General features: G+C 58.9%; 22 protein-coding genes and 1 tRNA gene. 18 read left to right on the forward strand and 5 right to left on the reverse strand.

Annotated features, from left to right (window positions below):
* The first annotated feature begins 63 nt into the window (after positions 1-63).
* The 8 genes from LOC68_RS22975 (at position 64) to LOC68_RS23010 (ending at position 6,782) form a co-directional block, all read left to right on the forward strand.
* Positions 64-453 (forward strand): hypothetical protein, encoded by a 390-nt coding sequence (locus LOC68_RS22975; RefSeq protein ID WP_230223082.1) that lies wholly within the window; start codon positions 64-66, stop codon positions 451-453.
* A gap of 178 nt (positions 454-631) precedes the next feature.
* Positions 632-988 (forward strand): Flp family type IVb pilin, encoded by a 357-nt coding sequence (locus tag LOC68_RS22980; protein ID WP_230223084.1) that lies wholly within the window; start codon positions 632-634, stop codon positions 986-988.
* A gap of 137 nt (positions 989-1,125) precedes the next feature.
* Positions 1,126-1,482 carry a Flp family type IVb pilin gene (locus LOC68_RS22985; RefSeq protein ID WP_230223086.1) on the forward strand — a complete coding sequence of 119 codons (357 nt, stop codon included), beginning with the start codon at positions 1,126-1,128 and terminating at the stop codon, positions 1,480-1,482.
* Between the two features lie 238 nt (positions 1,483-1,720).
* A complete protein-coding gene (locus tag LOC68_RS22990; RefSeq protein ID WP_230223088.1) occupies positions 1,721-2,257 on the forward strand; it encodes an A24 family peptidase in 537 nt (178 codons plus the stop codon).
* Positions 2,258-2,436: 179 nt separating this feature from the next.
* Positions 2,437-3,360, forward strand: coding sequence for a Flp pilus assembly protein CpaB (cpaB, locus tag LOC68_RS22995; RefSeq protein WP_230223090.1), 924 nt, complete (start codon positions 2,437-2,439; stop codon positions 3,358-3,360).
* 44 nt (positions 3,361-3,404) lie between these two features.
* Complete coding sequence (locus tag LOC68_RS23000) at positions 3,405-4,847, forward strand: CpaF family protein (RefSeq protein ID WP_230223092.1); 1,443 nt, start codon at positions 3,405-3,407, stop codon at positions 4,845-4,847.
* Positions 4,847-5,779 carry a type II secretion system F family protein gene (locus LOC68_RS23005; protein WP_230223094.1) on the forward strand — a complete coding sequence of 311 codons (933 nt, stop codon included), beginning with the start codon at positions 4,847-4,849 and terminating at the stop codon, positions 5,777-5,779. The genes LOC68_RS23000 and LOC68_RS23005 overlap by 1 nt, the downstream gene beginning before the upstream one ends.
* 34 nt (positions 5,780-5,813) lie before the next feature.
* Complete coding sequence (locus LOC68_RS23010; protein ID WP_230223096.1) at positions 5,814-6,782, forward strand: type II secretion system F family protein; 969 nt, start codon at positions 5,814-5,816, stop codon at positions 6,780-6,782.
* A 6-nt stretch (positions 6,783-6,788) separates the two neighbouring features.
* Here the strand turns inward: LOC68_RS23010 and LOC68_RS23015 are convergent, their stop codons facing one another.
* From LOC68_RS23015 to LOC68_RS23025, 3 genes are all read right to left on the reverse strand, one after another.
* A complete protein-coding gene (locus LOC68_RS23015) occupies positions 6,789-7,832 on the reverse strand; it encodes a tetratricopeptide repeat protein (RefSeq protein WP_230223098.1) in 1,044 nt (347 codons plus the stop codon).
* A gap of 61 nt (positions 7,833-7,893) precedes the next feature.
* Positions 7,894-8,520 (reverse strand): hypothetical protein, encoded by a 627-nt coding sequence (locus LOC68_RS23020; protein ID WP_230223100.1) that lies wholly within the window; start codon positions 8,518-8,520, stop codon positions 7,894-7,896.
* 66 nt (positions 8,521-8,586) lie between these two features.
* Positions 8,587-10,209 carry a type II and III secretion system protein family protein gene (locus tag LOC68_RS23025; RefSeq protein ID WP_230223101.1) on the reverse strand — a complete coding sequence of 541 codons (1,623 nt, stop codon included), beginning with the start codon at positions 10,207-10,209 and terminating at the stop codon, positions 8,587-8,589.
* Between the two features lie 381 nt (positions 10,210-10,590).
* Between LOC68_RS23025 and LOC68_RS23030 the strand changes: the two genes are divergently transcribed.
* The 8 genes from LOC68_RS23030 (at position 10,591) to LOC68_RS23065 (ending at position 18,987) form a co-directional block, all read left to right on the forward strand.
* Positions 10,591-11,193, forward strand: coding sequence for a hypothetical protein (locus tag LOC68_RS23030; protein WP_230223103.1), 603 nt, complete (start codon positions 10,591-10,593; stop codon positions 11,191-11,193).
* Positions 11,194-11,355: 162 nt separating this feature from the next.
* Entirely contained in the window at positions 11,356-11,856 is a 501-nt protein-coding gene (ruvC, locus tag LOC68_RS23035; protein WP_230223105.1) for a crossover junction endodeoxyribonuclease RuvC, read from the forward strand.
* Positions 11,857-11,918: 62 nt separating this feature from the next.
* Complete coding sequence (ruvA, locus tag LOC68_RS23040; protein ID WP_255670754.1) at positions 11,919-12,545, forward strand: Holliday junction branch migration protein RuvA; 627 nt, start codon at positions 11,919-11,921, stop codon at positions 12,543-12,545.
* Between the two features lie 27 nt (positions 12,546-12,572).
* Entirely contained in the window at positions 12,573-13,694 is a 1,122-nt protein-coding gene (locus LOC68_RS23045; protein ID WP_230223107.1) for a zinc ribbon domain-containing protein, read from the forward strand.
* A 7-nt stretch (positions 13,695-13,701) separates the two neighbouring features.
* The gene (locus LOC68_RS23050) at positions 13,702-14,685 is read left to right on the forward strand and encodes a zinc ribbon domain-containing protein (protein WP_230223109.1); all 984 of its coding nucleotides are present in this window, start codon (positions 13,702-13,704) and stop codon (positions 14,683-14,685) included.
* A 105-nt stretch (positions 14,686-14,790) separates the two neighbouring features.
* Entirely contained in the window at positions 14,791-17,685 is a 2,895-nt protein-coding gene (locus LOC68_RS23055) for a hypothetical protein (RefSeq protein ID WP_230223111.1), read from the forward strand.
* Between the two features lie 111 nt (positions 17,686-17,796).
* Positions 17,797-18,483: a hypothetical protein gene (locus tag LOC68_RS23060; RefSeq protein WP_230223112.1), complete on the forward strand. Its 687-nt coding sequence runs from the start codon at positions 17,797-17,799 to the stop codon at positions 18,481-18,483.
* A 27-nt stretch (positions 18,484-18,510) separates the two neighbouring features.
* Positions 18,511-18,987, forward strand: a complete 477-nt coding sequence (locus tag LOC68_RS23065; RefSeq protein WP_230223114.1) for a TIGR03067 domain-containing protein — start codon at positions 18,511-18,513, stop codon at positions 18,985-18,987.
* 91 nt (positions 18,988-19,078) lie between these two features.
* Here LOC68_RS23065 and LOC68_RS23070 read toward each other — a convergent pair.
* Positions 19,079-19,160 (reverse strand) — tRNA-Ser (locus LOC68_RS23070).
* A 433-nt stretch (positions 19,161-19,593) separates the two neighbouring features.
* Between LOC68_RS23070 and LOC68_RS23075 the strand changes: the two genes are divergently transcribed.
* Both LOC68_RS23075 and LOC68_RS23080 read left to right on the forward strand, forming a co-directional pair.
* Complete coding sequence (locus LOC68_RS23075) at positions 19,594-19,827, forward strand: carbon storage regulator (protein ID WP_230223116.1); 234 nt, start codon at positions 19,594-19,596, stop codon at positions 19,825-19,827.
* A gap of 212 nt (positions 19,828-20,039) precedes the next feature.
* Positions 20,040-20,372 (forward strand): hypothetical protein, encoded by a 333-nt coding sequence (locus LOC68_RS23080; protein ID WP_230223118.1) that lies wholly within the window; start codon positions 20,040-20,042, stop codon positions 20,370-20,372.
* Between the two features lie 194 nt (positions 20,373-20,566).
* Here LOC68_RS23080 and LOC68_RS23085 read toward each other — a convergent pair whose 3' ends face one another.
* Positions 20,567-21,091: a GrpB family protein gene (locus tag LOC68_RS23085; RefSeq protein ID WP_230223120.1), complete on the reverse strand. Its 525-nt coding sequence runs from the start codon at positions 21,089-21,091 to the stop codon at positions 20,567-20,569.
* Between the last annotated feature and the right edge of the window lie 95 nt (positions 21,092-21,186).

Below are 21,186 nucleotides of genomic sequence, written 5' to 3' on the forward strand. Positions count from 1 at the left end.
AAGAAGCCTGCTGGTCAATGCCGTTAAAGTCATCACAATCTACGCTGCCTACCAGATAGAATCATGAACCAACATAAAAGCACCTTCCGATTGATCGCCACTCGGCCGTGGTTACAGCTCTGGCGCGACGAGCGCGGAGTCGCTTCGGCGTATGCGCTGATCTTGGTCGCCGTGATCCTGATTTTGGGGGCGGTGGTTGGTCTGACCAACCTGCGTGACCACATCGTTCAGGAGTTTGGCGATCTCGGTGTGGCGATTGACAGTCTCGATCAATCGTTCGGCTATCAGATCACCGTGACTCCGCAGATGGGACCGCCGCAGGTCGTGGTGTCGGCGCTGTACATCGATCAAGACGAACTCGGTTGGAGCGATCCCAATGGCCAGGCGCCTGCTGGTTTGAGTTTCGCCCCCGGCTTCCCTGGCAGTCAGGGAGAAGACGGTCCGATTCCCTAACGAACATCCCTTGTGAAAAAGTTTGGTCGAGCGACGTCCCCTATCGTCTCGCGGCCCCACCCAAAGCAAACGATTCACTTGCTTGCCGAAAGTCGAATGGCGGACGAGCGGCGGCAACTTGAGCGTTGTTGATATTCAAGTTTTTTTCGATCCGCCGCAAATTGAGGAGTTTTCTGCAATGCAACTGTTGAAGCGATTGTGGAACGATGAAGCTGGTTTCATCGTCTCCACCGAATTGATTTTGATCGCGACCATCGTCGTGATTGGTCTGATCGTTGGCTTGGCCGCCGTTCGTGACGCAGTGACCGCCGAATTGTCGGACGTCGCCGGCGCGATCCAAGAAATGGATCAGAGCTACATTTTCTACGGAGTCGTAGGGCACTCGGCCGCCGTGTCGGGCAGCGATTACGCCGACCAGAAGGACTTCTGCGATACGACGGAAGCCACTCCTGGCACCATCGACAACTGCATCGTGATCGCCGCTGGCGGCAACACGAACGAACAAGGCGTTCTCCCCACTCCGAACAATCCCTAATTTAGGGTTTGGAGTGCACGCATTCAGGAGCCTCCCTGTTATTCCTGATTGCGTCTAAAGAATCGAATCGAAGTCGCGACTTGGATGTCGCGAAGATTACTTTCCGTATTTTCCCCAATGTTCTTGGAGAGTTTCTGATGTCTTTGTTGAAGCGTTTGTGGAATGATGAAGCTGGTTTCATCGTCTCCACCGAATTGATTTTGATCGCGACCATCGTCGTGATTGGTCTGATCGTCGGCTTGGCCGCCGTTCGTGACGCCGTGACCGCCGAATTGTCGGACGTCGCCGGCGCGATCCAAGAAATGGACCAGAGCTACGTCTTCTATAGCGTGCGTGGTCACTCGGCTGCGGTCTCGGGCAGCGGTTACGCCGACCAGAAGGACTTCTGCGATACGACGGAAGCCACTCCCGGCACCATCGACAACTGCATCGTGATCGCCGCTGGCGGCAACACGAACGAACAAGGCGTTCTCCCCACTCCGAACAATCCCTAATTTGGGGTTCGGAGTACACGTATTCAGGAGCCTCCCTGTTGATCCTGACTGCGTCTAAAGAATCGAATCGAGAGATCGTCGGCGATTGGGTCGGCGGTCTCTCTTTCGACTTCTTTGGAATCAGGGAAGAATCTTTGCGCAACGGACGCGCAACTCATCGACTCTCGTATCGAGAGAGTTGGATGAGTGTTGAAACCAGAGCGATTCGTCGCTGTGATTGAACCAAGATGAGCCGATTGTGGACAAGCTGAACTTCGTCGCCATCCTTTTGGTCGCCCTCTTTACGGCGGTTGCGTTTTACGTCGACCTGAGGTCGGGCAAGCTTCCCAATTGGTTGACGATGCCGGCGCTGTTGATCGGCCTCCTGTTTCACGCGGCGGTCAGCGGCTGGGGCGGTCTGCAGCATTCGCTGTTGGGCGCTGTAGTCGGTTTCGCCTTGCTATTCGTCCTGTTTATCATCGGGGGAGGCGGAGGCGGCGACGTCAAGTTTATGGCGGCGCTCGGAGCCTGGTTTGGCCCCGTGTTGATTGTGATTGTATTTATCGTCAGCGCCGTTTTAGCGCTAGTCATTACCGTCGCCATATTTGTGGGGAAGGTGATGTTTGGCGCCAAAACGGACAAGGAGGAGCCAGCGGAAACCGGCGACTCGAATCGGAAAAAGCTCGATATGGCCCGGCAAACGCTCCCTTACGGAGTGCCAGTTTGTCTGGCTAGTTGGGTTTTTCTGCTACTGAAACTGGTCGCCCTGTTGCAGACGCCGCTGGAAAACGGCTAATCGGCGGCAAATGCCCCAAAATATCGGTAGTTCCCTGAGTGGAAATCAGGGCCAGTAATTAAACTAGGAAACATTCCAAACTTTGGGAAACGACAGGAAGTTGTCCCGCTTACTCGGCATGGATCGCCGCTGAATTCAGATTTCGAAACAGCAACGATCGCGCTAGCGGAGCGAGCACTATGTCCCGGTTGAGTCCTGGAACCTTATTATTGGGCGTTGTCGCCATCATGTTCGGGTTGTTGTCCGCTTATGTGGTCCGCAAGAACATGATGCGAGAAACGCCGGCGCCGGTCGTGGAAACGCCTCCCCCGGTCCAGACCTTCGTCGTGCCGAAAGCGGCCGCCAATCTAATGGCGGGACGCACTCTTACGATGGGCGACGTGGTGATCTATCGCTACACGCAAGAGCAACTTGACGCCGAGCCGCTCCCCAGCGGCTACATGGTGAGCTCCGAGCAAATCATCGGCCGCACCCTGAAGCAGGAACTGGCCGAGAAGTCGGTCTTTACGCCGGACATGTTCTATCCGGAAGGGACCGGCCCCGGCATCGTCCAGGATCTGGAGCCTGGCCAGCGAGCGTTCACTGTTCGCGTCGAATATGACGAAGCGGTCGAAGGGTTCGCGCGTCCTGGAACCAAAGTCGACGTCCTCTTCCGCGTCGACGCCGACGACCAGAACGAGTTGCCCCAGACGACCGTTACGCTGCTGCAAGACGTCAAAGTCTTGTCGTTCGACGCGAGTCCTTCGTCGCTCAATCCGATTCCTGATCCGCGGACGCAACGTCAACGTCAGACGGCGACTGTCACGCTGGCGGTTCAGCCGCAGGATGTGATCAAGCTGCAAGTCGCCGAGAATCACGGCACCTTCGCTCTGGCGCTCGTATCGCCGGAAGGGAACGCCGTTTCGTACGACGGAGCGCCCCGCACGTTAGCCGAATTGCTCGAGCGTCGACCGCCGGCCCGGACGATGATGCGGGTCTACCGCGGCGCGAACATCTCGGAACTGGAGTTCCGTGAGAACGCCGCCGGCCGCGAGCAATTGTTCCGCGCTTCGGCGACGCAAGACGCAGCGGACGCTGCGGCGGACGTCGCCGTCGCCAACTAGTCGAATCTCCTTTTCTCACCTTCGTAGGCAACTGCGCGATGATCATGTCGAACCCCGCCGCGCCCGACCGTAAAGTCGACCAGGCTGAACTGGAGTTCCAGCGTCTGAAAACGTCGCTGCATGAAGAGATGGTCGACTCGCTCGACTTGGGCGCCGTGACCAGCCGCAACGAAGAGGCGATTCGCAGCGACATTCGCAATCTGTCGAGCAAGTACTGCCAGCGCAAGAACCTGAAGCTGGATGACGAGACGCGTCGCCGGCTCGAAAAAGAGCTCGACTACGAATTGTTCGGGCTCGGTCCGATCGAACCGCTGATGAAGGACCCGACGATCAGCGACATCCTGGTCAACGGCGCCAGCGAAGTTTACATCGAACGTCACGGCCAGTTAGAGCTAACCAACATTATTTTCGCCGACGACGCCCATGTGCTGCGAATCATTCAGCGCGTGGTGGGGCGGGTTGGTCGCCGGATCGACGAAGTGAGCCCGATGGTCGACGCGCGTCTGCCGGACGGATCGCGTGTGAACGCCGTTGTGGCGCCGCTGGCGCTCGGCGGACCGAAGATGTCGATTCGCCGCTTCGGCATCGAACATCTCCACCTGAAAAACTTGATCGCGACCGACTCCCTTTCGCAGGAGATGGCCGAATTTCTGCAAGCTTGCGTCGCGTCGCGGATCAGCTTTTTGATCTCCGGCGGTACCGGCGCCGGTAAGACGACCCTCCTCAACGCTTTGTCCGCTTCGATTCCGCACGACGAACGTATCGTCACGATCGAAGACTCGGCCGAACTCTTGCTGCAACATCCGCACGTACTGGGGATGGAAACGCGTCCGGCCAACGCCGAAGGCGCCGGCGCCGTCACGCAACGCGACTTGGTTCGCAACAGCTTGCGGATGCGGCCTGATCGCATCATCGTCGGCGAAGTTCGCGGGCCGGAAGCGCTCGACATGCTGCAAGCGATGAATACCGGTCACGAAGGTTCGCTGACGACGATTCACGCGAACGATTCGCTCGACGCTTTGGCGCGACTCGAAATGATGGTGGCGATGACCGGCTTTGAACTTCCGGTCAAAGTGGTCCGCCAATACGTCGCCGCCGGGATCAAGCTGGTGATTCACGTCGCTCGCTTGAAAGGGGGCGTTCGCCGCGTTACCCGTATCGCCGAGATCCGCGAAGTGAACGAAAACGGCGACTACATCCTGGACGACATCTTCGGATTCCGTCAGGAAGGGCTCGACGATCATGGACGAGCCAAAGGACGCTTCTACGCGACCGGCTATTGGGCCGTTTGTCGCGAACGCTTCGCCGACGCCGGAATTGAGTTCGACGAGAACGTGATGCGCAAGCATGAGTCGGGGCTGATTTACTCCAAGTACATCAACTCGGTCGGCCAGGTCGCGCTCTCAAGCGAAGAGTCGGGCGTGATCGATCTGGCGGCAGACGCCGACTATCAATCCAAGTCCATTGATCGAGAGGAGGGAGCGTAGTGCTCGATAATCTCGATCCCAACATCATGGCGTTGATCATCTTCGCCGGCGTCGCTTCGATCGCCGCCTTCATCTTTTTCGCGGTGAAGGAGTTGGCGTACGGCGGCGAGAGCGGTTCGTCCACTTCGGTCGGGCTGCGTCAGTTTCCGCCGCGGCGAACTTCGGCCGAAGGCTCATCGCTTGGCGAGTTCGATCATTGGCTGACGCGTACCTTGTACTTGTCTGGCGCCGATTTCGGGCCGACGATGGCCGTCACGTTGTTGCTCGCCGTTGGTCTGGTCTGCGGCACGGCGGCGTTCGTCCTGACCGAGGATCCGCTGGTCACGGGACTTGCAGTGGTGCTGGGCATCTTCGCCGGTTTGGGCGTGTTGATCTGGATCAAGCGTCGCCGTTTGCAGGCGTTTCAAACGCAGTTTCCGGGCGCCTTGGAATTGATCGCGCGGGCGGTTCGGGCCGGCGAAAGTTTTGAACAAGCGGTTCACCTGGTTGGCGAAACGAGCGAAGATCCGATCGGGATCGAGTTCCGTCGCGCCGCGAAGCAACTCGACATCGGGCTGTCGGTTCCGGCGGCGATGGAGGGGATGGCTGATCGGGTCGAATTGATGGACGTCAAGATTTTCGCCACCACGATCAGCGTTCACCGCGAATCGGGGGGCGCGTTGCCGGAGACGCTCGACCGTCTGGCGGCCGTGATCCGCGATCGCATGGCTTACCATCGACAGCTGCGCAGCATCACGAGCGCCGGGCGAATGTCGGCGACGATCATTTCGATGCTCGCGCCGCTGCTGCTGTTGTTCTTCCTGCTGTTCCAGCCGGAATACTTCAGCGAGTTCTTCTCTCATCCGTGGGGACGCTACTTGCTGCTGTTCGCGGTCATCAGCGAAGCGCTTGGTCTTTATTTCGTCTACCGACTGGTGAAGGCCGACTACTAAGCGAATCGCCGCTACGTTGTGAGTAACCCGTTTTATGAATAATCCCGCACTACTTGTCGTCGGCGCCTTTTTCGGCGTCACCCTGCTGATCTACCTGGTCGGCAGGTTGCTGCTGTCCAGTGATCGGAACCAGCCGGACGATATGTTGCATCCTGGCGCCAAACCTTCGATCGGACTCGGCGGAATGACTCGCGCGTTCGCCGGGATCGTGCCGATCTCGAAGTCGTCGTACGAGACGCTGCAAAAAGATATGGTCAAAGCGGGCTACTATCATCGCGACGCCGCCGACGAATTCCTGGCGGTTCGCAACGCGGCGTTGGTTGCGTGGATCGTTTTTGTTGGCGTCGCCTTGGTGGCGATTCCCGACTTGAGCGAAGCGACGACCCAGCTGGTGCTGATCGTCAGCCTGGCGGTGTTGATTCTGATTTTCGCGATTCCCCGCGTTATCATCAGCTCGCAGGCGTCGGCTCGCGTCAATCGAATTCAACACGCGCTTCCCGACGCGCTCGACATGATCACAATGACGACCACCGCCGGGCTGCCGCTGCAAAAATCAATCAAGCGGGTGAGCGACGAAATGATTCGTTCGCACGAAGATCTGGCGTGCGAACTGATGATCATCGATCGTCAGGCCGAAACCGGCTCGCTGACCCAGGCGATTCAGAACTTCGCCAAGCGACTCGACATTCCGGAAGTGAACGCCCTCTCGACGCTGGTGACCCAGGCGCAACGGATCGGCGGCAGCGTGGCGGGAGCGTTTCGCGACTTCGCCGACAGCATTCGTCGGACGCGTCGTCAGTTGGCCGAAGAGCGAGGGAATCAGAACTCGATCAAGCTGCTGATCCCGGTCATTTTTCTGTTGGCCCCGCCGATCTATATCTTGCTGCTGGGCCCATCCGCATTGCGGTTGCATGACTTTATGACGAACGGAACCCAAGAGGGCGGGGCGCTCGATCAGAACGTCTCCGCTTCACCAAGTCCGCTGGCGAATCGCTACGAGTAACGCTCGTTATTCGCTGCGGGTCGTATCTCTCAGCGAGTTCTCCGCAAAGCCGAGTCGTTGCGAGGCGCTCGGGTTGTCGCTCGCGCTCTGTCGCATCTGATTGACCTTCAGCGACGGCGGAACCGACATGATCTGCGGGTAGTGGAGCCCCGACTTGCTGGTCATCGACGATTCGACTTTCGTTTCAAGCGAAGCCTGACCGGCGTCGGCGACCATCTGCTGCGTTTTGGCGGCATCGGCGTTGGCCGGGTTGTGAGGCGCCATGTACGAGACCGGCGCGACTTGTTCCGGCGTGACTTCCGCGACGTTGGCCGTCGCGTCGTCGTGTTGAGCGACCTGGTCGGCCGTCGACTTTTCGCGATTGGTCGGGGTCTGCTGAACCGGCTGGATATGACCACGCTTGCCGGCGATCTGCACCAAGGCCTGAGCGGCGCGACGCAGTTCCGGATTCATTTCCAGGGCTCGGTGGTAGTTTCCTTCGGCCGAGTCCAAATCGCCCATTTGCGACTGGATGAACGCCAGGTTGGCGTAAGCTTCCCCTTCGTCGACCGCCAGCATGAAGTGCTTCAAGCTTTCTTCGTAACGCTGTTGCTCACCCAGGATCAGGCCAAGGTTGTTGTGAGCGGCGCGGTACGAACCGTCCACTGCGAGCGATTTCTGGAAGTATTGTTCGGCTGGCTCGGTTTTGTTTTGCAGGTAGAGCCAATAGCCGTAGTCGTTATAGAACTCGGCGGTGCGGAGGCCGCCCGCTTCGGCAGTTTGAAAGTAGGTCCCCGCGTCTTCCTGCAGTCCGCGTTTCGCAGCCATCACGGCCATGCGGTGATTGGCGACGACGTTGTCCGGCTGCTGTTTCAGGATCGCATGGTAAATACGTTCGGCCGATTCGGTCTTGTTTTGACGTTCGGACAAACGGGCCAGGCTCAACTGTTGGCTATAGTCGGTGCGGCCGGGCTGCATCGCGGTGAACAGTCCGCCGCCTCCTTGCGGCGCCGAAGCGCAGCCGACGCAAGCGACGGAGACGAGCAAAGCGATCGGAGCGTATTTGACCATGATGTTCGCTACTGAATACAGTTGAAAGTCAATCAATTCAAGGTGCGGGGGTCGTAAGCGATTAGAAGAAACCGCCACCGCCGCCAAATCCGCCCCCGCCAAAGCCGCCGCCGAAGCCGCCACCATATCCGCCGCCATATCCACCGCCGTTGCCGATGCGAGATCGTCCATAGCTGGTGGCCGCTTCCTGGGCGTTCAAACCTTCGGAGAACGACGGCGCCACGACGACGCGATTCTCGGCGTCATCGATCCCCATGTGGACCAGCGCCGAGACGACGACCTGGCGTCGACGTTCGTCGATCTCATCGTTGAAGTGGACCGGGTATTTGTAGGTGCTGCGCGGATCGACGCTCGTTTCGCTGCGTTCGATCACGACCGGGAAGGCGACCCCTTCCTTCAGTTTGGCGGCGATCTGTTTCACGTGATCCTCGCCGTAGTCGTTAAGCCGCCACGCTTGCACGTTGCGGATCTTTTCTTCCGGCACGCTCGCTTCAAATTCATGCATGTAGATGACGAACTTGGCCGCTTCGGCGTTCTGTTCCTGCGCCTCATTCATCTGATCGATGACCGAGCCGATCGGCGGATAGGGCGCCGGTTCGATGATGCCGTGACGGTGGCAGCCTGTCATGGCGCCGAACATCACGACCGACAGGCCGAATCCAGCGACAATGTTGCGGCGATTTTTCATCGGGAAGATCCCTCAGTGATGGCGAAGTTGTAAGTGGTTAGGGAAGGGCGAAGGGAGCGAGCGAGACTAGTCGGAGAAGCCGGCTGGTCCGTGGACGTAATACCCTTCGCTTTCCTGATATTGACCGCGACACTTGCGAGCTTCGCGTTGGAGCCGCACTTGTTCAAAGTTTTGGTGGTGGATCTGGTGACGGTAGGTCGGCCAGACCGTGCTGCGGAAGTCGTAACCGGGCAAGCCTTCGATCTGCTGGTGCAGGAAGAACTCTTTATCGGTCGGTTCCGTCACTTCCATCCCCGGCAGGTAAAGCGGCACCTGGTCGCGTTCCATCGGGTGAACCAGTTCCGGGCTCACCAGGATGACCAGTTCCGTTTCAATCCGCTTGGTCGACTGGCTGCCGAAGGCGGCGCCGACGTACGGGATGTCGCCCAGCAGCGGGAACCGCGAACGAGTAGCTTCTTGTTCGTCTTGGATCAAACCGGCGATCGCGAGCCATTGACCTTCGCGAAGATCGACCGTCGTGACGGCGCCCCGAATGTCGAGACCCGGCACTCCGTCGACGGTCAGGTTTTCGTTCACCGAACTGACCGACGGCGCGACCGACAAGCGAATCATGTCTTTATCGGTGACGGTCGGCGTGAAGCTGACCTGCGTACCGAAGCCGCGGAACGAAGTGCTGACGGCGCCGATGCCGCCGACGCCGACGGCCGTCGGCACGGCGAATTCGCCACCCGCAATAAAGCTGGCCGATTGGCCGCTCAAAGTCATCAAGGTCGGCTCGGCCAAGATCTTGGCGGTGCCGTTGCTGCTGAAGGCGCGGATGAAGAGTTCGACGTCGCCGCCATCGAGGATGGCCGACAAGTTACCGGCGCCTCCCATGATGGTATGGGCGATCGAGAACGATTCTTCCATGACCGAGAAGTCCATCCCCAATTCGCGAGCCGCTTCTCGCGACAATTCCGCGACGCGAACTTTCAGCATGACCTGTTGTTCGCCGGGGACTTCCAGCAAGTTGATCAGCGAGGTGGTTTCCAGATCATTCGCGTTCGGCAAGCGAGCTACTGAGCCGACGTTGACCGCGCCGCCGTTGGTGATGTTGCCGTTTTGGTTGACCGTTTGTTCGCCGACGACCGCCAGAATCTCGGCCGCTTCTTTCGCGTCGCGAGCCTGGCCGCGGATGATCAGCTTGTCGGCGATCGGGAAGAGCTGAACGCGGCTGTAGGGGAACAACTCGTTGATGCGAGCCTGCAGCTTGCCGTATTCCAGTTCGGCCCGGTCGTCTTCGTTGGTCACGATAATCAGGTATCGCAACGTCGAGACGGTGCCGTCTGGGTTGTTGAACCAGAGGGTCATCGTCGTTTGGCCGGCCTGCGAGCCGATCACTTCCAGCTCGTTCGGCGAGAATTCGTTCACTTCGACCAACGTCGGGTTCGTGATCGCGATGCGAAACACGGGCGCCTTCGTGCGGATGATCTTCGACTGCGATTCCAGCAGAGTGAAGATCAGCTCCGGTTCGAGCACTTCGTCGATCAAATTGGATTGCTTTTGCAGCGATTCCGCTTTGGGATTGGACAACTGCTCGATCTGATTGGGCGCCGGCAATAGTTCTTGCGCCTGACCGAACGCGAATCCTCCTAAACAGAGCAGGATCGCCAGAGTCGCGAATGCGGAGTTGATGTTACGCATTGTCATCCTATTGGTCTTTCTTAATCGCCGCCGTCGTTGCTTGACGTACGAATTTGCCGGCCCTCTGCAAACTCGAGATGATCGGCAATGTCATCAACAATCGGAAAAGTCACCCAACTCAGTTCAACTTGGTTGGTAAAATCTAACGATTTTGATGATTCTTCAGGCACTAGCAGAGGGATGATGGCACGCTACGTCGCTAGCAGACCGCCCCCAAAATGGAAATTCAGGAGGTTTGCGCTTTGCGCAGGAAGCTGCGCAAGGTCTCTCGGTTGATCCGGTTTTTCTGAGAACATGCGACTGGACGGTCGAAGTTAGGAGAGTGACGCGACCCGAGGAGTGGGGTGCGTCGTATTCCTGACGTTCTATCTGGGAAAGTAGCGGACGATGGTTCAACTCACGTTTCTAGTTGCCGTAGCGGCCGTTGCGGCCCAACCTGGTCATGGCACGACGCGACATTTGACCCCGCCGTCGCTCCGCGAGACGCCAGCGGTGCATATGTCTTCCGACGAAGTCGGAACCGGCGTCATGCAGCAAGTGAAATACAACGCGCCGACGATCGCCCAGTACCCAGAGGCCGAAATCATTGAGATGACGCCGGAAACGACCGAAATGTCGGTAATGCAGTATGACTCGGCGCCGGTCGAGTACATGCCGCACCACGGCCAAGCCTATTTCGATCGGACGTCGCGCCGCAGCGACCACTACTATCATGGTTGCGAGCAGTACTACAGCTTCTGGTCGAACCACTGCATGCCGGCCGTCTGGTGCTGCCCGGGCAACATGTGCCAGCACTATCCGTACGAAGCCTCGCCCCACTTCTACTATTACTTCCGTCCGTACAACGCGGCGATGATCGCGCCGCAACAAGCGGTCGCCGAGCAATGGGTCTCCAATCCTCGTCTGCCCTACTCGAACGACGTGTTCGACGAAGTCTATCGCGACTTCGACGCGAAGTTCGCACCGCCGGCCGAAGTGATCTCGCAGTAGGTTCCCATCCCCACGGGAATCTCGCGCGAATCCTCTTCAAAAAGGCCCCGCCGCCAACAGCGGGGCTTTTTGATGCGCCTCGCTCGAAATTAGGGATCCCGATACAATCAGAGGCGACGCGGCGGACCCGGCCGCTTTTGCAAAGAAGCTGGTAGGAATGCGATGGAGAGCAGACGAATTCTCGGAATTGACCCGGGGCTGAACATCACCGGCTATGCGGTGGTCGAAGCCCGGAATCGCCGCATTCAGATCATCGAAGCCGGCGTCGTCCGGGGCAAAACGCGCGGTTCGCTACCGGCCCGGGTACGCGAGATCTATGACGGCGTCCGGGACGTGATTGAGACGCTCAAGCCGCATGCGATGGCGATCGAACAGCTTTACTCACATTACGAACGTCCCAAGACGGCGATCATCATGGGACATGCTCGCGGCGTCCTTTGTCTGGCGGCTGAACAGGCCGGGCTGCCGATCCACCATTATTCGGCGACCCAGATCAAAAAACTGCTGACCGGATCAGGCCGAGCGCCGAAAAATCAGATCCAGCTTTCGGTCCAGCGCGAGCTGGGATTGGCCGAAATCCCCGATCCGCCCGACGTCGCCGACGCATTGGCTGTGGCCCTCTGCCACTATTATCTCGAGAGCACGCCGACGCAGGTTGCGTAACGGCGTCGGTATCCTCTAAAAACGTGGTTTCGCTTTCGTTTGCGCATCCAGGAACTCCTGCGTTGATTACCAAAATTACGGGAAAAGTGACTTCGGTCAGTGAAGCTGCCTGTTCGCTCGCCGTCGGCGCTTTTGAATATGAAGTTTTGATTCCCGAGTTCGTTCGTCGACAATTGCAGAACCGTCTGGGCGAGGAAATCTCGCTCCACACGATCGAATACCTGGACGGGAACCCTCAACAGGGGCGCCTGACGCCGCGAATCATCGGATTTTCGGACCGGATCGAACGGGAGTTTTTCGAGCTGTTTTGCTCGGTTGACGGGGTCGGCGTTCGAAAAGCTTTGCGAGCAATGGTCCGCCCGGTCCAAGAAGTCGCCTCTTTGATCGAAGAACAGGACGCCAAGGGCCTTTCGGCGCTGCCGGGGGTTGGTCCAGCCACCGCCGAGCGGATTGTGGCGAAGCTGCGCCGCAAGGTGCCGAAGTTCGCCCTGCTGGTCGGTCGGGACGACATTCCGGACGATATCGCTCCCCGCGACGTCATCTCGGAAACGTTCGAGGTGCTCCGCTCGTTGGGGCATAGCGAAAGCGACGCCCGCAAGTTGATCGACCGGGCGCTGGAAGGGAAAAAGAAGTACAAGGATGTCGAATCGCTCCTCCAGACCGTCTATCAATTAAGTCACTCCAGCTAAACCCTCTCCCCAGAGACAATCGCCCCGATGTCCTCCGCTGAGACGTTTTCGCACGAAGAGCTAGTCGAGCCGATCGTCGATGATGTGGTCGACGCGGAAGTCGTACCGCCGTCGGGAGAGCCCTGTCCTTCGTGCGGCTGTCCGGTCGACCCGCAAGACAAGTTCTGTCCGGCGTGCGGCACGCCGAGCGAAGTGGTCGAGCCGCTCAAACCGGCCGGCAGCGGCGACGACCAGCACAAGTTTTTTCAGTGCAACAGTTGCGGCGCGAAGGTGAGCGTCTCGGTCGATCAGCGGGCCTTCGTCTGTCCCTTCTGCGATTCGAACTACGTCGTCGAGTATTCGCCCGACGTCGCCGGTCGACAGCGTCCCGAGTTTGTGATCGGCTTTGGCGTGACGCCGGAGCAAGCGGAAGAGAAGTTCTTCGCTTGGATCAAAGACAACCAGTGGTTTCGCCCAGGCGATCTACGTCTGGCGAAAGTCGCTGAGAAAATGCGCGGCGTCTATCTGCCGTTTTGGGGATTCACGATGTTGGCCGAGAGCCGCTGGTCGGCGTCGATCGGTGAGTATTGGTATCGGACCGAAACGTACACCACGATGGAAAACGGCAAGATGGTCACCAAGACCCGGACCGTGACCGAGACCGAGTGGTGGCCGCTCGATGGCGAACATCATCAGTACTACAGCGGCTATCTCGTTTCGGCCAGCAAAGGGTTGCAGCAAACCGACGCCGATCGAATCAAGCCGTTCAATCTGCCGGCGCTGAAGCGCTACGAACCGTTCTACCTGGCCGGGTGGAGCGCCGAAGAGTACTCGATCGAAAGAGCGGAAGCGATTCAGATTTGCCGGCAAGAGTTCTATCGCCGCGAACAAGCGAACATCGCCGGATTCTTGCCAGGCAATACGCATCGCAGTCTGGCGGTCGAAACTCGCTTTAGCCGCGAGAGTTCGGACCTCTGCCTGTTGCCGGTTTATCTGCTCAGCTACCGCTACAAAGACAAGCTCTATCGCTTTCTGGTCAATGGGCAAACCGGCAAGATCGCCGGCGACAAGCCGATTTCGTGGCAGCGGATTGGCGGCGTCATCGGCGGAGTCGTCGGACTGATCATTCTGGTGGTGATCCTCATCCTGATTCTTAGTTCGTTGAAATAGGAATCGGATGAGCGAACGCCTGGAAAAGTGCCTGAATTGCGGCGCCTTGATCGACGAAGAGGATCTCTTCTGCGGCAACTGCGGCACCGAAGCGCCCCATCGCGAAGGACGCGAAGCGGACCAGGCGACGATGTCGACGCTCAGCTTCGATTGCGAGAGCTGCGGTGCGTCGATGAGCTACTCGGCGAAAGAGGGAACGCTCCGCTGTCCATTCTGCGGTAGTGAAAAGCTGAAACAGAAGAAGGATCATAAGACGATTGCGCCCGAAGCGGCGATTCCTTTTTCGATCGATCGCTCGCAGGCGGAAAGACTGCTTCGCGATGCGCTCAAGAAAGGGTATTGGCGTCCCAGCGATTTGTCGGACGCGGCGATCATCGAAAAGATCACGCCGGTGTACGTCCCGTTTTGGGTCTTTCAAGCGAAGGTCTTCAGCAACTGGACCGCCGATACGTCTGACTTGCCGTATGGCGCCCGCGGCGATTGGCGTCCCGTATCTGGTCAGCACAACGCCGAGTATCGCGGTCTGTTGGTCGGCGCGAGCGGCGCATTGACTCCGCAAGAAACCGACGCGATCGGGCCGTTTCATCTGAACGCCGCGGTTCAGCCGTCGTCGATTGACTTCGATTCATACACGGTCGAGGACTTCAAGGTTTCGCGCAAGTACGCTCGGCCGTATGCCCGTAATGGGCTGGAGGAACTGGAGCGTCAGGCTTGCGACGCCGAGTACGTTCCGCCCCGCAGCCGGAACGTCAAAGTGAATCTGCGGATCCAGGATATGTCGAGCGAGCCGATGCTGCTGCCGATCTGGATCATGGCCTATCGCTACAAGGATCAGGTCTTCCGCTTCCTGATCAACGGGCAGACCGGCAAGAACTACGGCCAAGCTCCAGTTTCGTACGCCAAGATCGGAGTTGCGATCGCGGTGACCGTCGGCGTGGCGCTCGTCTTCTTGGCCGCGATGGCCGTTTGTGCCGGAATCGCCGGGCGATAGCCCTTTTTTTCCGCAAATTGTCCCAATCCGGCGCCAGCTACGCGTTTGTGATTAGTCCCAACCTCCATCCGTGGGACCATCACCAACCATCTCTGGGAGCGGGCCATGAGCGACCGGCGTCAAGATTACGCCCAGGCGATTCAATTCGCCTTGCAAGCCTTCGAAGTCTGGCGACAAGAGGGATATCTATCGGCCGAACATCACGCTGCGATCGCGGGGCAGTACCGCGAACTTGCCGACAATCCGCTGGCGATGCCGCCCGGTGAATTGCCGCTGGCAGAGCAGGGAGAAGAGGAGGGGAGTCTGGCGCAAGAGTTCCGGTACCTGACCTTCCTTGACCGAGAGATCGATCGCCATCTGCAAAGCGGACGGCTTGATCTGGAAGAAAAGGAGGCGTGCCAACGCCGGAATCGCTCTCGCGGTCGCGAAGTTCGAGCGCAGTTGAACCGCCCGGCGAACACTGAAAAGCCGGCCCAGGAATGGACCGCGGCGGCGGAAGTGATCGAAGAGCCGCAGCGCAGCTTTCTGGAGGTGGCGCTCGATCCGAAGACGCTGCAGTACCTGATGGCGATCGGCGGCGGTCTGCTGATGATCGGGCTGGTGATCTGGCTGGCGACGATCGGCTTCTTTGACGATCCGCTGACGGTAGCGATTTGTTTAGGAGCGGGGAACCTGGCGATCTTGCTGGGAGGCGTCGCAATGATTCGCTGGTCGAAGTTTCAAACGGCCGGCCGCGGCGTCGCCTTGTTATCTTGCCTCTTGATGCCGCTCCATCTTTGGTTCTATGACGCACAAGGGTTGATCGTCTTGAACGAGGGAGGGCATCTTTGGATTCCGGCCCTGGTGATCTGCATGCTCTACGTCTTGATGGCTCGGCAGATCCGGGACGCGATCTTCGTCTATGTGGTTGTTGGAGGAGCGACTCTTACTGGGTTGTTAATTCTCGCGGACCAGCATGTCGCGCAGTTCTGGCAGGGAGCGGCCGCCGCTTCGCTGTTGATGGCGATCGCCGCGATTGCGATTCACGCCGAGCGGGCCTTTCCGGTCGGCGCGGGAGACTTCAGCCGCGACAAGTTCGGCCGCGCTAGTTTTCGGGCGGGGCAGATTCTGTTGCTTGGCGCCGTCTCGGTGCTGGTCGGTTGGTGCGTTGCGGCGTGGTGCTACCAGCCGCTACTAGTCGACGTCTGGCATGGTTGGTTCCGTGGTCCGCTGACGTTTGATCAGCCGCTGCTCGCCGATAACGTCGCACTCAAGACGCTGGCCCTCTTCCTGTCGGTGGGCGCCATCTATCTGTACGCCTATTCGCACTTCATGGTCGAGCGAAGCGGCAAGTACCTGGTCGCGGCGATCATCAGCTGCTTCTTCGCCGAGTTGATCTTCCTCGACTTGCTGCCGATCGAGATCACGCCGGAGACGCTGATCCTGGCGATGTCGTGCACTTCGCTGTTGATCAATGCGATCCGTTTGGTACTGATACGACCGGCCGATGATCGCAGCACGCAGCTGATCGATCGCCCGGCGGCCGAAACGATTACCCATGCGTTGGCAGTCATGCTGCTGGCGGCGCCGCTGGTGATCGGCATCTTCCAGTACTTGCGAATCGAATACTTTCAGCCGAGCCTCGGTTGGAGCTGGACCTATGTCGTGGCGATGGTGGTCACCGCGGTCAGTTGCCGCTTTGGCGCTCATGTCGCGCTGCAAGACGAAGGGAACGCAGAGCGAGTTTACTTCATCGCGGCGGCCCTGTCGGTGATGCTGGCGACGATCGGCGGACTGGCGCTGTTCGGGTTGGGCGCGTGGCATGTTGCGGCGCCGATCATGGTCGTGATTCCGGTCGCTTATTTGCTCGCGTCCCGCTTCTATCCGCCTCGTGCTGCCGGCGGATTGGAAATGGCCGCTCACCTGGCGACCGGACTGTTGCTCGCCCATGTGATCCTTTCGTCGCTCGGTTGGTTCCAGCCGAGCGATGCGACGCCGATCGAGGCGCGGATGGTTCACCTGCGGTTGGCGATCTTCTTTGGCGAAGTCTGCTGCTTCTACCTGTTGGCGGCGCGACTGCAACGTCAGGCGTTCGGCGTTTATCTGGCGACCGTGGCCGGCATCTTGGCGGCCTGGCAAGCGCTCTGGTACGCCGATGCTGGGATCGTCGCTGGGATTGCAACTTTCGCCGCGGCTGGTCTGGTGCAGCTCGGACTTTATCGCTGGCAAATCCTCGATCGCAACGAGAGCAAGACTGCTTCCAACGCGATGTTCATGGGGGGCAACCTGGTGTTGTCGCTCGCCGGAGCGGCGGGGATCTTGTACGCCCTCAATCGTTTGCCGCTGCGGGAGTTTGAGTTCAGCATCGTCGGTTTGATGCTCGGACTCAGCTTGGCGTCGCTCGTCGGAGCGGCGATGGTCGCGGCGACGCCGTGGCGCCGCGGTTACCTGGTGTTGGCCCTTTGCCAGCTGTTGACGATGGTGGTCTTCTGCGCCGCGTCGAGCAAGCTGCTGATCCATCAAAAGGTGGAGCTGGCGGCGACCGTGATCGGCGCCTTGGTGCTGATCGCGAGTCACGTCGGCTGGTATCGCGAAGACGACAAAAAGCAGGACGAAGTCTCGCTCGGCCTGTGGATTGGCAGTTTGCTCTTTGCGATTCCGATGACGGTCGCTCTGCTGTGGCGACGTTTCCAATTCGCGCCCGACCTGTCGGCGTGGGGAATGTTCCACGAGATCGGCGTGCTGGCGATCGCGTTGATCCTGGTTGGCGTCGGCCTGGTTTGCCGCGTGCGAGGAACGACCATCACCGGCGGCGTCGCGATGCTCCTCTACTTCGGAACGCTCCTTTGCTACGTGCAACTGCCGAGCATGCTGCAAAACGTTGCGGTCACCATGATGATCGGCGGCGGAGCGTTCTTCGGGATCGCGTTGGTGCTGAGCCTCTATCGAGATACCTTGATCGCTTTGCCGGAGCGAGCGAAACGTCACGAAGGGGTCTTCAAAGTGTTGTCGTGGCGGTAGGAAAGGAAGAGAATGCGGGGAGCCGAATCGTCGTCGCAAAACGATTCGGCTCCTTCGCTCGTCGTACCGAGAGCAAAGAACGACATTCCCCGTCCTACGAAGGATAAAGCTATGTTTACTCGTTTTCTCTCCGCCATGCTGTTGGCTGCAATCGTCGCTCCGTTGGCGATGTCGGCCGAATTGAAAGTCGATCCGAATCAAGATTGGTACGGCAAGACGCCTGACAACGCGCTGAAGAAACTGGCGCCGGAGTCGGGCTTCATCAATGACGGCGAGCAATTCAAGAAGCTGTGGAACGCCTGGCGGCCCGACGAAGCGTTGCCGAACGTCGACTTTGACAAGCAGGTCGTCTTGATCGGAATCGTCGACGGTCCAAATCGCGTGATGCTGCGACCTTCGCTCAAGGAAAACGACATCCAGTTTATCGCCGCCGGAACTCGCATGGCGGGACCTGGATTCGCCTATCGCCTGGTCGCGGTGAACAAGGGAGACGCACAGAGCGTCAACGGCAAACCGATCACGGCGTCGCAAAGTGGCGAAGGCTCGATCGAAGTGACGGTGATCGGCAAGATCGAGTCCGGCCTGGTCGCCATCGGCGGCGAAACGACCGGCACGACGATCACCGCAAGCGGCATCACCTGGGAACTGGAATTGGGGGAGAATGCGGAGTTTCGTAAACTGGCCGAAGAGCTCAGCGGCAAGCAGGCGAAGGTGGTGGGAAGCCTGGAGCGCCGCAGCGGCGTGGAAGTCAAAGTGCGGTACATCGTGACCGTCGAAAAACTGACCGCGGCGAACTAATCGATTTCCATTTTTGGCAGGATCGCGATGACTTCTTTTTTCCGTTGGTCGCTGTCGGTGCTTGCTCTAGTGGTGATCGCCGGCAACGTGTGCGGAGCGGAGCCGGAAGCGGAATCGCTCGATGGTCGCTGGAACGTCACGCGTTTGGTAATCGGCGGTACTGAGCTTCCCGTCAGGACGTCGCCAACCCCGTTCTTCTTTCAGATCGACGGGCAGCTTTGGCGTTACACGTTTGAGGTCAGCGGAAAAGAAGTGACGGCCGAATTTCGCGTCACTTTGGATACGACGGTCTCGCCGGTAGCCGTAGACGCCGTGCAGTTAGGCGGAAGCAACGAAGGGAAAACGCTCCGAGGTATCTGCAGACAGAACGGAGAAACGCTCACGCTCTACCTCCCCGAGAATCCGACGATCTCTCGGCCAACCAAATTTGAGCCGAAGCCAGGGGTGTGGCTGCATCTGTTTGAATTACAGCGACTGCCGGGTAGGGACGAAGCAGGGCAATAGATTTTGGCCCCGTTGAGTGGACCCAAGAAACAAAAAAGGACTTCGCGTCATCGACGCAAGTCCTTATCTCTTAGGTCTTTTCGGCCTGAAGCGGAGGGCAAGGGAGTCGAACCCTCAACCGGTTGCCCGGCGCCTGATTTCGAGTCAGGTTGCTAACCATTCGCGTACCCTCCAGGGGAAGTCCCTTAGTTTAACGTTGGACGCTTTATAGACAAGTCCGCCCCCGCGATGGTTCGTCAGGGAAATTCCTGCGGCGGCGTCTCATCTTGAAACAGTCGCGGGTCGCGTCTCAGCATGAAGCGCGCGTTGCGGGAATTCCCGCTCAATTCTGCTGTGCGATTCTGAACTGGAAGTGCGCCGCTTGAGAAGGCTAGCAACTGCCGTTTTTGGACAAAGTTGGCAGGCCAGAAACCAGGGTGGCGGGGAGCCTGTCGGCGGCACTCCGCAGCTTCGTGAGGGAATTCGCCGAAAAGTGACCAAAAATGAGAAAATTGTCCTTTGGGGAGGCTTTTCCCCTGTTTGGTTTGCCGTTTGCTTCTACAACCCTATCGCTCAGGCAAGGTAAATGGATTTCCCCTCGATTTTTCCCCCTAGGAGCTTAAGCATATGTTGGTTCTGACACGCAAACCTGGCGAAACCATCCGCATCGGCGATGACATTGTGATCACCATCAGCCAGTTGAAGGGTGGCCGCGTTCGCGTCGGTATTGATGCGCCGCCTGAGATGGGGATTCGCCGCGGCGAATTGGCAGCGTCGAGCGACAAGGGTTCGTCCCTGCCGGCCGCGATTCCGTTCTATTCGCACGCAGGGTCGCACGGCGAAAAGTCATACGTCGGTTAAGTTCAACGCCCTTGGCCGATGCATTAGACCGCGCTGGATCACCATGCCGGGTGGTGGGACGCGCATCGTGCGCATTGTGCCGCTTGTAGCCGATAATCTCGCTTTAAGTCCTTCTCTAGAAAACCTTTGTCTCTGCTAGCAGCCCGTCGATAACTATCCCTGTCGCCAAGAGCGATCGGTCCAAACGACGAGACACCAGCGGAGCAGGGATTATGGCAAAGAAGGATACTTACCGAATTGTGACCCGCGGACAAAACGGTCAACTGCGGATCAAAGATTACGATACCGCCGAACCTCTGCTGAAAATGCACATTCAAGTCGGCGTCGAAGATTGCAGCACTGATCTCGGTCTGCGCGGCATGCCGATCTTCCGCGGGCTGATCGGCCCGATGCCGGAAGGCAAAAACGTGATTCGCTACGAATCGCCTGACGTTTTTGAATCGCTCACCAAAGAGTGGAGCACGACCAAGACCAAGCGTCGTCGGCGCACCGCTCGTCCGGATGGTCTGTCCGCTGACGCCTCGAGCGACGACGCGATGGCGTAACGCTCGCTTTCTACCCGTATACCTCCCTGCGACTTTGGCGGGACCTGTTGCCGCAAAAGTCGCCGATGTGAGCCGAATGCCGGGGAGTCGAGAGGCGCTTTGTCGAACGCGCGACTGGGCGCCGAATGACTACTACCCCGAGCCTCTCCACTCTCCGGCCGGCTTGCGTTGCCGTTTCCTGCTGACGAAACGGCCTATTCCAGCTCTCCGCCGCTCTGCTGCTCTTCGATATGGCGGAAGAAGACGATCTTTGAGAGCTCGTACTGCGCTCCATCGACGCCTGACATCGCTAGGCGTCGTTTCAGCTGCGCATATCGTTCGGTCGAGCCGCCGCAGTGCGAAATCGCGGTGCGAAACTGAATCGCGCGTCGCCAGAAATCGTCGTCGACCGGAGTCAGCAACAAGCGATAGGCAGGCGTGCTGCCGGCACGCGGGCGACGGTATTCGGCCAGAACTCCTTCTTCCGCTAGCTGGCTGTCGACGGCCGTGAAGCGAAGGCCTTCGATGTAGGGAGCGACCAGGGCTAGTTTTTCGGCATTCTCAACGCCGACCAGCAGATCGACCACGCCGTCGCGGGCCGGAGCCATGGGAATTGCGGTGCCGCCGACATGCTCGACCTCGGAGATCAGCCCTTCGGCCGCAAACCGCAAGCTCGATTTCATCTGCTCAAAAGCTTGCGGCCAGCGGGGGTCATAGGCGTACAAGACAAGTTGGCTCACAGCGAACGCTCCTCGGTCAGTGCTAGCGGCATGCGGCAATTGCGATTCGATTCGCTCGATTGTCGCCCCAATCACTCTAGTCGTAAAAGGGAGTG

This window comes from Blastopirellula sediminis (assembly GCF_020966755.1).
GTDB lineage: Bacteria > Planctomycetota > Planctomycetia > Pirellulales > Pirellulaceae > Blastopirellula > Blastopirellula sediminis.

Excerpts from the sequence above, each read along its gene's own strand:
- LOC68_RS23075 (WP_230223116.1), top strand. The coding sequence starts at position 19,594 with ATGTTGGTTCTGACACGCAAACCTGGCGAAACCATCCGCATCGGCGAT.
- LOC68_RS22980 (WP_230223084.1), top strand. The coding sequence starts at position 632 with ATGCAACTGTTGAAGCGATTGTGGAACGATGAAGCTGGTTTCATCGTC.
- LOC68_RS22985 (WP_230223086.1), top strand. The coding sequence starts at position 1,126 with ATGTCTTTGTTGAAGCGTTTGTGGAATGATGAAGCTGGTTTCATCGTC.
- LOC68_RS23045 (WP_230223107.1), top strand. The coding sequence starts at position 12,573 with ATGTCCTCCGCTGAGACGTTTTCGCACGAAGAGCTAGTCGAGCCGATC.
- LOC68_RS23055 (WP_230223111.1), top strand. The coding sequence starts at position 14,791 with ATGAGCGACCGGCGTCAAGATTACGCCCAGGCGATTCAATTCGCCTTG.
- LOC68_RS23020 (WP_230223100.1), bottom strand. The coding sequence starts at position 8,520 with ATGAAAAATCGCCGCAACATTGTCGCTGGATTCGGCCTGTCGGTCGTG.
- ruvC (WP_230223105.1), top strand. The coding sequence starts at position 11,356 with ATGGAGAGCAGACGAATTCTCGGAATTGACCCGGGGCTGAACATCACC.
- LOC68_RS23000 (WP_230223092.1), top strand. The coding sequence starts at position 3,405 with ATGTCGAACCCCGCCGCGCCCGACCGTAAAGTCGACCAGGCTGAACTG.
- LOC68_RS23025 (WP_230223101.1), bottom strand. The coding sequence starts at position 10,209 with ATGACAATGCGTAACATCAACTCCGCATTCGCGACTCTGGCGATCCTG.
- cpaB (WP_230223090.1), top strand. The coding sequence starts at position 2,437 with ATGTCCCGGTTGAGTCCTGGAACCTTATTATTGGGCGTTGTCGCCATC.
- LOC68_RS23060 (WP_230223112.1), top strand. The coding sequence starts at position 17,797 with ATGTTTACTCGTTTTCTCTCCGCCATGCTGTTGGCTGCAATCGTCGCT.
- LOC68_RS23065 (WP_230223114.1), top strand. The coding sequence starts at position 18,511 with ATGACTTCTTTTTTCCGTTGGTCGCTGTCGGTGCTTGCTCTAGTGGTG.
- LOC68_RS23030 (WP_230223103.1), top strand. The coding sequence starts at position 10,591 with ATGGTTCAACTCACGTTTCTAGTTGCCGTAGCGGCCGTTGCGGCCCAA.
- LOC68_RS23010 (WP_230223096.1), top strand. The coding sequence starts at position 5,814 with ATGAATAATCCCGCACTACTTGTCGTCGGCGCCTTTTTCGGCGTCACC.
- LOC68_RS22975 (WP_230223082.1), top strand. The coding sequence starts at position 64 with ATGAACCAACATAAAAGCACCTTCCGATTGATCGCCACTCGGCCGTGG.
- LOC68_RS23080 (WP_230223118.1), top strand. The coding sequence starts at position 20,040 with ATGGCAAAGAAGGATACTTACCGAATTGTGACCCGCGGACAAAACGGT.
- LOC68_RS23015 (WP_230223098.1), bottom strand. The coding sequence starts at position 7,832 with ATGGTCAAATACGCTCCGATCGCTTTGCTCGTCTCCGTCGCTTGCGTC.
- LOC68_RS23050 (WP_230223109.1), top strand. The coding sequence starts at position 13,702 with ATGAGCGAACGCCTGGAAAAGTGCCTGAATTGCGGCGCCTTGATCGAC.